Below are 11,594 nucleotides of genomic sequence, written 5' to 3' on the forward strand. Positions count from 1 at the left end.
TCAGATATGCCTGAAACTAAAAAAATACAGGTCATTTTACGCCTCTCCATGGGCCCAGGTGATAAGACCGGGGGTATTGCTGAGAATTTCATCACCTTTCGGGATCACCCGTGCCGTATACCCGAATCGGCCGGAATCAGAACAGGTAATGGTGCAGGCATAAATGTGGGTGCCCTTGGAGACAGTTTCCTGCAGCCACATGACTTCTGTCCTGCTACCTTCGGGCTTGTCTGAAAATTTAATTTTGCCGTGGTAAATCTGGACTTCAACCTCTTCGGGCACAAGATCCCCCAGAAAAACCTTAATGGTAATTCTAAAGGTATCTCCCACGGTAAAATCATCCTCTGTTATAAGCCTTGGTTTTGCTAATTTAATACCGCTCCACAGGGATATCAGCCGAGACTGACTTTGGGCAAGCGCCTTGGCTTTCTCGGCGGAATCATCTGTTAAGCGTTTAAAATTTCTGGCTGCCGGCACATAAAACCGGTCTGCATACTCCCGGACCATCCGGTCGCTTGAAAAATCAATGAGGGCCATTTTCATGGCCTCTTTCATCATCTTTATCCATTTTAAGGGCGGGTTGCCCCTTCGCCTGTCATAATATTTGGGCACCACCTCATTTTCAAGAAGATTAAACAGGGCCTGACTTTCAACCTCATCTTGATATTCATTATCCTCATAAACATCTGTGTTTGCAATCCGCCATCCCCTATCCTCCCTGAATCCCTCACACCACCAGCCATCAAGGATGGACAGATTCAACCCGCCATTTGCAGAGGCTTTCATGCCCGAAGTGCCGCATGCTTCATTGGGTCTTCTGGGCGTATTGAGCCATACATCGCATCCTTGAACCATATATCTTGCAATATTAATATCGTAATTTTCAATAAAAACAACCCGGTGCCTGACATCATGGTCCCTTGCAAACTCAACAATTGTCTTTATGATCTCCTTACCTTGGGTATCATTGGGGTGGGCTTTGCCGGAAAAAATCAACTGGATGGGCCTGTTCTCATCGGTTATGAGTCTTGTCAGCCGCTGGGGGTCTTTAAACAAAAGGCCGGCCCGCTTATAGGTTGCAAACCGCCGGGCAAAACAGATGGTCAGGCAGCGAGGGTCCAGGACACCGGCAACTTCATCCAACACATTTCTGGGTGCATTTTGCCGCTCATATTGTTTCAATAATAACTGCCGGCATTTTCTGATTAAATTCGATCGATCCAGTTCATGGGCATGCCAGAGATCTGCATCCTCAATATGGTCTATCCGTGGGGCCAGATTCGGATTGGACAGCCTGTCGGACCAGTCCGAAGACAAGTACCGCTCCAGCAGGGTATTTTTATTCCGGGAAAGATAGGAACAAATATGAACCCCGTTGGTGATATGGGAAATGGGGATTTCTTCCACATACCGCCTCGGCCACAGGGACTGCCACATCCGTCGGGCCACAAGCCCGTGCAGACGGCTGACACCGTTGATATAGCCTGCAAAATGAACCCCAAACACAAACATGGAAAATTTACCCGTATCTTCACTGCCATGGGGCTCTCCCCAGGCCAGCAGTTCATCTGCTGAAATAGCAAACTTTTCAGCATAGGGCAAAATATAAGGCAAAACCAGCTCTTTTGGAAATTCATCATGGCCTGCAGCCACAGGGGTATGGGTGGTGAAAACACCACTTCTCGTGCACACCTGGATGGCAGCTTGAAAATCCAGATGATACTTGTCCATGATAATGGAAATCCGTTCCAGGCCGGCAAAGGAACAATGCCCTTCATTCATGTGACAAACGCTGGGAAACATATCAATGGTTTTGAGCACCTTGATCCCACCAATCCCCAGCAATATCTCCTGGGCAACCCGGGTCTCGCCATGGCTGGCATACAGTCGGGAGGTAATCTCCCTGACTTTTTTTGAATTTTCTCCAAGATTTGTATCCAGCAGCAGCAACCGGATTTTACCTATTTTTAATTGCCAGACACAGGCATGGATCACCCCATCAGGGCCGGGGATTTCGATTCTTATTTCAATGCCTGAGCTGTCTTTTAATTTCTGGACGGGAAGGTCAAACACATCAATGAGGGGATAGGTTTCCTGCTGCCAACCGGTATGGTCAAGGAACTGCCTGAAATACCCTTCCCGGAACAGCAACCCCACACCGGTCAAGGGAATTCCCAAACTGGAAGCCGCTTTTAAATGATCACCGGCAAGAATTCCCAATCCACCGGCAAAGAAAGGAAGGGATTCATGGAGGCCAAATTCCATGGAAAAATAGGCAATGGTCTCTTTGGGGTCCAAATCAATCTCTTTGATTTGGGACACATGGGAAAACATTCGTTCAAACTTGGCCTTTACCCGTTCAAGGTGACCCAAAAAACTTTCATCCGTTGAGAGCTCCTCAAATCGTCTCTGGGATATACTGGAAAGAAAAGCCACAGGATTTTTCCCTATGGTTTCCCATTGCAGGGGATTTATTCTCTGAAACAGTTCAATGGCCTCATGGTTCCAGCACCACCACAGGTTATGGGCCAAATAGTCCAGAAAGGACAGTTCTTCTGGGATCGCAGGATATACCTTATAAATTTGCATCTCTTTCATCATTTCATCTATCTCCCTCACCTTCATCTGATAACTTGTACATGACCCTGGCAACCTCACTTGCTCCCCAGGCCTGGGCATCACATCCCCTTGGCACATGGGGAAAATCCCCATCCAAAATTTCAGGGATATATCCGGCAGCCCCTCTTCTCATCAGGCCGATCACACTGCCAAGCCACGCCAGGCAGGTTGAGTGGCTGTTTTTTCCAAAGGCCGCTGCCCAGGCTTCACAAAAAACCGGAAACGGCCAGGTCCAGGCGGTACCATTGTGATAGGCCGGTTTTCTCTGGGTATCTTCATCCCCTTTGTATTGCCCGAAATAGGGGAAATGGGGATCTGTTATGGACCTGCCGTTATAAATTATGGGGATGGGGGTTTCAACTCGCCGGTCGGCAAGACTTCTGATCCCTCCTGGCACCAGCAATTGCTGGCATGTTTCAACACAGGTTTGGGCAATATTTTTATCTTTAATCACATCAAGGGTAAACAAAAAAAGCTGGTTGGGTCTCAGGGCATCATCGGGCTTCGCCTTTTTTGCACCCACCGGGCCGTCGGAATGAAGGCAGTCTGAGAAAAAACCCGCGGCCTCATCGTAAAAAAGCGTCTGGACAAAACCTTGAACCCGCGTTGCCCGCTCCTCCCAATCCCGCTTATGGGGAGAATCCACCCCTGCCAGCAGGACCAGTGCATTATACCATAATGCCTGGATCTCAACGGGATATCCCTGGCGGGGAGATGCGGCAGGAAAATTGGTATCCATCCAGGTGAAATGGGACGGGCTGTAGAGCAGCATGGTTTCAGGGTCCGCAACCACCCCTGTTCGGGTGCCTTCTATCAAAGAATGGGCAATGGATAAAAGAACCTCTTTGACCCTGCGGTCTCCCAGTCTTTCATTTAAAAAATCTTTGCTCTGCTCCCGTTCAATCAGGTCTTTACAGCAGGCAAAAAACCACAGGGGTGCATCCGAGGTTTCAATATTTGCCGCATCCTTGCCGCAAATCATATTGGGAAGCGTGCCCTTGTCTTCAAACCGGCCAAACAGCCGCAATATGGATTTTGCATCGGCAAACCGGCCCAATTCAATCAATCCCCTGCAAAATATCAGACTGTCCCTTCCCCAATCCAAAAACCAGGGATATCCGGCGATCACACTTTTGTCTGGCCCGCGATCCACAAGAAAGGCATCCAGGCTCCTATAAACGGCTTGGGCAAGGGGCATGCCCTTTTCAAAGCAATAGGATTCACAGCGATTAATCGGATTGTCAAAATCAAGCGCTCGCCGGCTCTCAACCACAGCGGCATTGAGCAAAACAGTATCCCCTCCCAGGCAGGAAACTTTAAAATAACCCGGACTGAAAAGATCTGATTCCGGATCAAGCCCTCTTTGGGCCTCCAGGGGGCGGTTGACCATGTAATTCCATTCCGGCTCAGGAATAAAGCTGCCTTTTAATATGCTCACATTAAGGAATTTCCCGTTTGAAAGTGAAAACACAAACCCCTTTTCAATGGCGGATATGGCAGCAGGCCATTCTTGTTCCGGCCCTTTAAATGCCTTAACGGTTTCATGGAAACTTCTGTCTTCGATATCCGGCCGGATGATAAGGGTCACAGGTTTATCATCATCCAGAAACGATAAATTGTCTTGAGGGCAATTTTTTCTCACCAAGGACAGGCTGATATGATTCTCTTGGGGATCGATGGAAAGATACAGCTCCAGGGCATAATACCTGCCTTCGGATGTGGGAACATGGAACAGCCAGCGCCCGCCATGGTCATAGGAAAAGGTAAATTTCTCCAGACAATCGGGTACAAGCTCCCTTGAATACCCCTGGAAAATAGCCCAGATCCTGCATCTTGACAGCACCATCCACCTGTTTTCCGGCATGGTTTTATCCATATTTGCACCAAGGATTGCATCATACCGGCTGTCGAGCCTGCCCCACCAGGCAGCCGCCCGCATCATCCCCCCTCTTCGGGTGGTGCCCAATAATTTTAGAAACGGGGTTTTTACAATCTCCTTTCTGGTAAATGAAGAACTCATATACAAAGATTCCAGACAGGCAAGATATAGCAAATACGCCGTTTCAATCCGTGTGCCACCGGGTTCAAATATCCTCAGGTTCAAGGAATAATCTTTGTGCTGATTTTTTATGTCCTTTGGGGAGAAAAGGGCAAAATAGCCTCGGTCCCCGGATAAGGGAATCCCTTCCTCACATCCCCGGGAAATTTTAGTGGACCTTCCTTTATCGGATTGGGTGGTATCGGATCGGAAGGTGTCCAAAATTTCCGCCCTGAAACCGATTTCACATCGGATCAAAAGAAAAAAGCCCGGCGGGATCATCAATTGCCGTTTCAGATCCCGCTTAACCTCAAACACAATCACCCGGCTCTCCTTTGAATCCAGGTTAAAAGAACGAATAAATTCAACAGGATTATCGGCCAAAAGCCTTGCCTCTCCATCGACATCGACCCCCATAAAATTTTGATACCCTTTAAATATGGTATGAATGGACAGCACTTTTGCGCATAACTTTTGCAGATAAACCCGATCCGGTATCCGGGGGGTGTTCTCCTCGCTTTGCTCAACCAGACATAGATCTGCCGCATCAGGGGTCAGGGCCAGAATCTCTCCCGGCGCCAGACGTATCACACAAAGGTCATCGGATTCATCTGGTTCTATGTTGTCTGGTTTTAGCTCATCTGGTTTGACCTGACGGTTTGACAGCAGATCATGAAGGATGGTTTCTTTGATACCGGCATCCCCACTTTTCCAGGATGCCAGGGTGGAATTTTCACAATCAAGATTCACCAGAATTAAAAGCTTTTTGTCATATGCTTGATTGTGACGAAGCAGCACCAGGCACTGGGATTGGTTTTTCTGAATCAGGGTGAGACGGGTGTGTCCGAAAAAGACGGGGTGTGTGGTTAATATCCGGTTCAGCCGTGAGATATGATCCACCTGATTTACTGGATCCCCCCAGTTAAGGCTGCCCGATTCATGTACATCAATCTTCTGGGTCGCAAACCACTCCACCCCATTGGCAAAACCAAACCCGCCGCACACAGAAAAAAGGGCACAAAGGGAGGTCCTCAATTTTGCATATCGTTTTGAAACAGATGCCAGCCGATTGTTGTCATGGGTTTCTGCAAAATGAATCATATGGCCGCTGGTGTCGGATATATCGTAGGCAATTGGCAGGTAAGCGGATATTTCCTGTCTGGTATAATTTTGGAACAACTCTGAATAGGCCCAGTTAAAATTAGCCTGGTTCAATATATCGCAGGTTGTCTCCATGTGCCCCCCAAGCCCTTCCAGAAAAAAAAGCGTTTCCGGATACTCACGTCTTACCTTGGCCACAATATATTCCCAGGCATCAAGGGGAACCATATAACCGGCATCACACCTGAACCCATCCACCCCCCGGTGACACCAGAGCAAAAAAACATTGGCCATATAGCGCCATAACCCTCTGTTTGAATAATCCAGTTTTGTTAAATCCGCCCAGACAACCCCCCAGGCACCCGGGGCCTCGATCCGTCCGTCTTCTCCCCGGACCAGCCATTCCGGGTTGGTTTCATGGATGGATGCCGCCCATCCGGTATGATTAATGGCAATGTCCATGAACAGGTACCCATTATGCGAATGAACCTCATCCACCAGCTCCATAAATTGCTCAAGGGGCGTTGCCAAGGGGTCAAACTCCGCCAGGGCCGGATCAACTTCCGTAAAATTCAGGGCGGCGTAGGGACTGCCGAATCGCCCCATTCTGGCATAGGTGGTGGGGGTGGGATGTATGGGCAGCAAGTGTAGAACACGGCACCCAAGATCAGAAAAAATAAACCCCACTTCTCGTTTAAGATCCCTGAATTTACCGGATTCAGGGATAACCGTATACCCTTTTTCATCTAAGCGTTTGATAAGGGGCGACAGCTCTTTTTCCTCAATCACATCAGAATTGGCCACACCAGATTGGGTCACACCGGATTGGGTCACACCGGATTGGGTCACACCGGATTGGGTCACACCGGATTGGGTCACACCGGATTGGGTCACACCGGATTGGGTCACACCGGATTGGGATCTGCCGGATTTGGATCTGCCGAACTGCCGAACAAAGGCATTGTAAATAATATTGGCACAACAGGTACCGGCCGGCTCCACATTGAAAATACAATTATCCCCGGTCGGCCAGACAGGCGTATTGCTTTTTTCCGGCAGAAAAAAACATTTTGCCTGGAAAAATCCTGTCTGGTGCAGGGGAAGAACAATTTTATATACAAGATCGCTCTCCCATACCATTTCAATATCAACCCAGGCTTCCCCCAGCTTTATTTCATCTCGCTCCACCCGGTGAATAATTTCTCTTCTTGAAATGGCAGCAGACCCGAGATTTGTTCTCACCCATGCGCTTCCCCTGACCTTGGCCGGCAGTGTCAAGGTAAAGGTAACACAATCCCCGCAATACATAACCCTTGACTCTCCGGGAGGAGGAAATTGAACGATATTTGACAGTCTTTCCATGAAGAATGCCCTGCCTTAAATATGAGTTGCCTCAATTTTGTTATCCACAATTTTTTGTGTAAAATAAATATGACATAGGTTAATTCTTTTGTACATAACCTTAGTAAAAAACCATGGGTCATTCCATGTAAACCTAGGCCCAGGATATTTACTTTTCCATTGCGTTTTAATGAATCGTCTGATATTTTTTGTCCATGAGACTTGGCACCCGGTAATTCACAAAAAACCATGATCTGCATCCTCATTTTTTAAAAAAACATCTGCAAAAGGACAGTTCAGTTCACCACGGCGTCCAAAAACTTTCTCAAACAATTTAATCCGAGAGGTGACAAATTGAGCATCAAAAAATCATATTTAAAAACCCGCCCTGTCTGCAAGGTAACATTCCGGCTGTCCAAGGAAGAAGCCCTGGATGCAAAATCTATTTTCCTGGTTGGCGAATTCAACAACTGGCATAAAACAAGAATCCCCATGAAACCTCTGAAAAAAGGCGGCTTTGTCGCGACCCTTGACCTTAAGACAGGCAGGGAATATCAATTCAGGTATTTCTTTGACCGAATCATCTGGAAGAATGACCCAGATGCAGACAGATATGTTCACTCTTCCTTTGGGGACTGCGATAACTGCGTTGTCAGTGTATGACAGGAATCTTTAAAACAATTGTACATGCATAAAATCAATAGTGTTCTGGGATCAGCAGGCAAGGCATAAAACAGCCAGGAGGCCCAAATGAATCAAAACCAAACCCGCCATGGGACCGAATCTGTTTCCGAGACGGATCAATTAAAACAAGATATTTTTTATCATATTCGATTCAATCTTGGGATTGATCCTGAAGAGATGAACCGGTATTCCTGCTATATGGGGCTTGCCTTCAGCATAAAAGAACGGTTGATCGACCAATGGATCAAAACACAGAAGGCCTGCAGGGACACTCTTTCCAAACGGGTATTTTATCTTTCCCTGGAATTTTTGCCGGGCCGGTTTCTCAAAAATTATCTGGTTTCCCTGGGATTGGATGAGGTTGCCCGAAAGGTTCTGTCAGATCTTGGCTTTGACCTCAATATCCTTGAAGAGGTGGAATGGGATGCAGGACTTGGGAACGGCGGACTTGGCCGCCTGGCCTCCTGTTATATGGATTCCATTGCACGGCTGAGGCTGCCGGGGTATGGTTACGGCATCCGCTATGATTTCGGTATTTTTTTTCAAACAATGAAAAACGGTTATCAGCAGGAAAAAAGTGATAACTGGATGCGCCGGGGAAACCCCTGGGAAATCCTCCGGTTTGAAAAAATTCACAAAATACGGTTCTACGGCCGGTCTGAGCCTTATACAGATATTCACGGAAGGAAACGGTACCGCTGGGTGGACACAAAAGATGTCATGGCCATGGCCTGTGATATTATGGTGCCCGGCATTGATGATGGTTTTGTCACCAACATGCGGTTGTGGACCGCCAGATCCAGCCGGAACCTTGATCTTGATTTTTTCAACCGGGGAGACTATATGGGGGCCGTAGAAGCAAAGGTCATGAGCGAATCCATCTCCAAGGTTCTCTACCCCAGCGATGAAATGGAAACAGGCAAGGAACTTCGGCTCAAACAGCAGTATTTTTTTGTTGCCGCCACATTGCGCGATATCCTTTTAGAGTACAAGGAGGATCACCAGTCTTTTTCCGGGTTTTCCGACTGGGCCGCCATTCAGCTCAATGATACCCACCCCGCCATTGCGATTCCCGAACTTATGCGCCTGTTCATGGATGAAGAAGGGCTTGACTGGGAGGAATCATGGTCTGTTTGTGAAAAAACATTTGCCTACACCAATCATACCGTACTTCCCGAAGCCCTGGAAACCTGGCCCGTTGGATTATTGAGCAAAACTTTACCTAGGCACATGGAAATAATTTATGAAATCAATCAACGGTTTCTGGATACCTTGAAAACGAAGTACCCGGATGAGCCGGGTTTGCTGACCAGTCTGTCCATTATTCAGGAAGGGGCAGTTCAACAGGTCCGGATGGCCCACCTGGCTATCACCGGCAGCCATTGTGTGAACGGGGTTGCCGCTCTGCACTCCACTATTTTAAAAACCGCTCTGTTCAAAGACTTTAACCGGATTTATCCGGACCGGATCAAAAACATCACCAACGGGATCACCCCGAGACGATGGCTTTATCAATGCAACCCCGGTCTTTCAGCCCTCATCACTTCTGTCCTGGGGCCAGCCTGGATATCCGATCTTGACCACCTGAAACAGCTGATTCCATTTGCAGACGATGCATCCTTTCAATCCAAATGGCAAAAAATTAAATTGGAAAACAAAAAACAGCTGGCACGGTATGCCCTGAGGAAAACCGGGATGGGGGTCAATCCCAATACCCTGTTTGATATCCATGCCAAGCGGATGCATGAATACAAACGACAGCTTCTCAATATCCTCCACGTGATCCGGCTCTACAATTGTATCCGGCAAAATAATGAAGTTACAGACATTCACCGTACCTTTTTCTTTGCAGGGAAAGCGGCACCCGCCTATTTCCAGGCAAAGCTCATCATCAAACTGATCACCTCTGTGTCCCAAACCATTAGCAAAGATCCCCGGACCAAAGGGAAACTGAGTGTCCTTTTTCTGCCCAATTATTGCATTTCCCAGGCGGAAAAACTAATTCCAGCGGCGGATATTTCCGAGCAGATCTCCACAGCCGGGCTTGAAGCTTCTGGAACCGGCAATATGAAGTTTGCATTAAACGGGGCCTTGACCATTGGAACACTGGACGGTGCCAATGTGGAAATAATGGAAGAGGTTGGACAGGACAATATTTTTATTTTCGGGCTTACCGCCGATGAAGTGATTAAAACGAAACAGACCGGATATGATCCCAGAAAATATTACCAAGGGAATCTCGAACTTAAAGAAATTATTGACATGATTGATTCAGGCTATTTTTCCCCGGAGGAACCCCAATTGTTCAAACCCCTTACCCGGTCTCTTCTGGACCAGGGGGACTATTACCTGGTACTGGCTGACTTTGCAAGTTATGTTCAAGCACAGCAATTGGTAGCCACAACCTTTCAAGATCAGGAAAAATGGACCCGAATGTCCATCCTGAACACCGCCAATATGGGAAAATTTTCCAGTGACCGGGCCGTTCTGGAATATGCAAACACGATCTGGGGAGCATCCCCCCTCAATAAAACAAACCAGATTGATGCGGAGGATCGATGAACAACGAAAAAAGTGACAGCAATTTAATTTTGGCTACCTTTGCCAGGCTTCCCATCTTTGACGACAAAAAAAATCTTTGGGGATATGAACTGGTATACCTGCCCGGGGACGACAAAAAAGTTATCCCCAAACAAAATGAACCCATGACTGCAGATCTTGCGGCAGGCACTTCCCTGGCAATTGAGCAGATGCTGGACAAGGAAAAAAAGGTCATGGTAAATTTTTCACGACAGAACCTTGTTGATAATCTTGCCTATGCCCTTCCGCCCGGCCGGACTGTGATTAAAATCACAGATCCGGGACCCTTGGATTCACTGGCGCCAACATTGGAAAAACTCAAGACCAATGGTTACCTGATAACGGTCAACTGGACCCAGACGACCTGCCAGGATATTTTTGAACCGGCAGATATCATCTCCCTGGATATTTCCGGCATGGGGGCCCCGGTCCTGACCCGCATGTGTACTAAGACAGCCCCCTATGGTGCCTTGATACTGGCAAACCGGGTCCATGACCAAATAGGATTTGATGTCTGCCGCAGGGCAGGATTTTCTTTGTTTCAAGGCTCTTTTTTCAAGCAGCCTGAAGATGTGTCGGTTAAAAAAATGTTATCGGGAACAATTTCCAAGTTCCACCTCATGGAAGCCATGGAGCAAAAAGATCCCGATTTTTCAAAACTGGCCGCCACCATACAGGCGGATGTGGCCATCAGCTACCGACTGCTCTCTCACCTCAATTCAGCATCCTTTGGATTTCGTCAAAAAATTGATTCCATCCGAGATGCCATTACCATGCTGGGGTGGCATAATTTGAAAAACTGGCTCAGGGTTATGCTCCTTGCCGAAGTATCAGAAAGCCAGCAGGCCTCTGAATTGATTTTCCTTTCTGCCCAAAGGGGAAAATTTTTAGAACAAATCGGTCTGGATCATGATTTTTGGGGATTTGAACCGGATTCACTCGCCCTGCTGGGCATGTTTTCACTGCTGGACGCCCTGCTGAACCGGCCCATGCGAGAAATCGTAAAGCATCTTCCACTGGCGGACAAACTTAAAGGTGCGCTTTGTATGGAAGACAACAATGAATACGTTCCGTTTTTAAAGCTGGCTCAATATTTTGAAGAGGGTGAATTTGACCAAAGCGACGCCATGACAAATCAGCTCGGCCTTGATACAAAAAAGGTAAAACTGGCATATGGCGGCTCCATAGACTGGGCCGCCAAATTATGTGAAATCCAGAAATAATTCTCCAG

General features: G+C 47.6%; 5 protein-coding genes. 3 read left to right on the forward strand and 2 right to left on the reverse strand.

Going from position 1 to position 11,594, the window contains the following annotated elements; all coding sequences use genetic code 11:
• Positions 1 to 36 precede the first annotated feature (36 nt).
• Both glgP and ACZ45G_RS21455 read right to left on the reverse strand, forming a co-directional pair.
• Complete coding sequence (gene glgP, locus ACZ45G_RS21450; RefSeq protein WP_464172546.1) at positions 37 to 2,601, reverse strand: alpha-glucan family phosphorylase; 2,565 nt, start codon at positions 2,599 to 2,601, stop codon at positions 37 to 39.
• A gap of 1 nt (position 2,602) precedes the next feature.
• Complete coding sequence (locus tag ACZ45G_RS21455; protein WP_464172547.1) at positions 2,603 to 7,120, reverse strand: amylo-alpha-1,6-glucosidase; 4,518 nt, start codon at positions 7,118 to 7,120, stop codon at positions 2,603 to 2,605.
• 333 nt (positions 7,121 to 7,453) lie between these two features.
• Here ACZ45G_RS21455 and ACZ45G_RS21460 point away from each other — a divergent pair, with 333 nt between their 5' ends.
• The 3 genes from ACZ45G_RS21460 to ACZ45G_RS21470 all read left to right on the forward strand — a co-directional run bounded on the left by ACZ45G_RS21460 (position 7,454) and on the right by ACZ45G_RS21470 (position 11,586).
• Positions 7,454 to 7,762, forward strand: coding sequence for an isoamylase early set domain-containing protein (locus ACZ45G_RS21460; RefSeq protein WP_464172548.1), 309 nt, complete (start codon positions 7,454 to 7,456; stop codon positions 7,760 to 7,762).
• 87 nt (positions 7,763 to 7,849) lie between these two features.
• Positions 7,850 to 10,345, forward strand: a complete 2,496-nt coding sequence (locus ACZ45G_RS21465) for a glycogen/starch/alpha-glucan phosphorylase (protein WP_464172549.1) — start codon at positions 7,850 to 7,852, stop codon at positions 10,343 to 10,345.
• Positions 10,342 to 11,586, forward strand: coding sequence for an EAL and HDOD domain-containing protein (locus ACZ45G_RS21470; protein ID WP_464172550.1), 1,245 nt, complete (start codon positions 10,342 to 10,344; stop codon positions 11,584 to 11,586). Before ACZ45G_RS21465 ends, ACZ45G_RS21470 begins: the two co-directional genes overlap by 4 nt.
• The last annotated feature ends 8 nt before the right edge of the window (positions 11,587 to 11,594 follow it).

Source organism: Desulfoconvexum algidum, assembly GCF_055382125.1.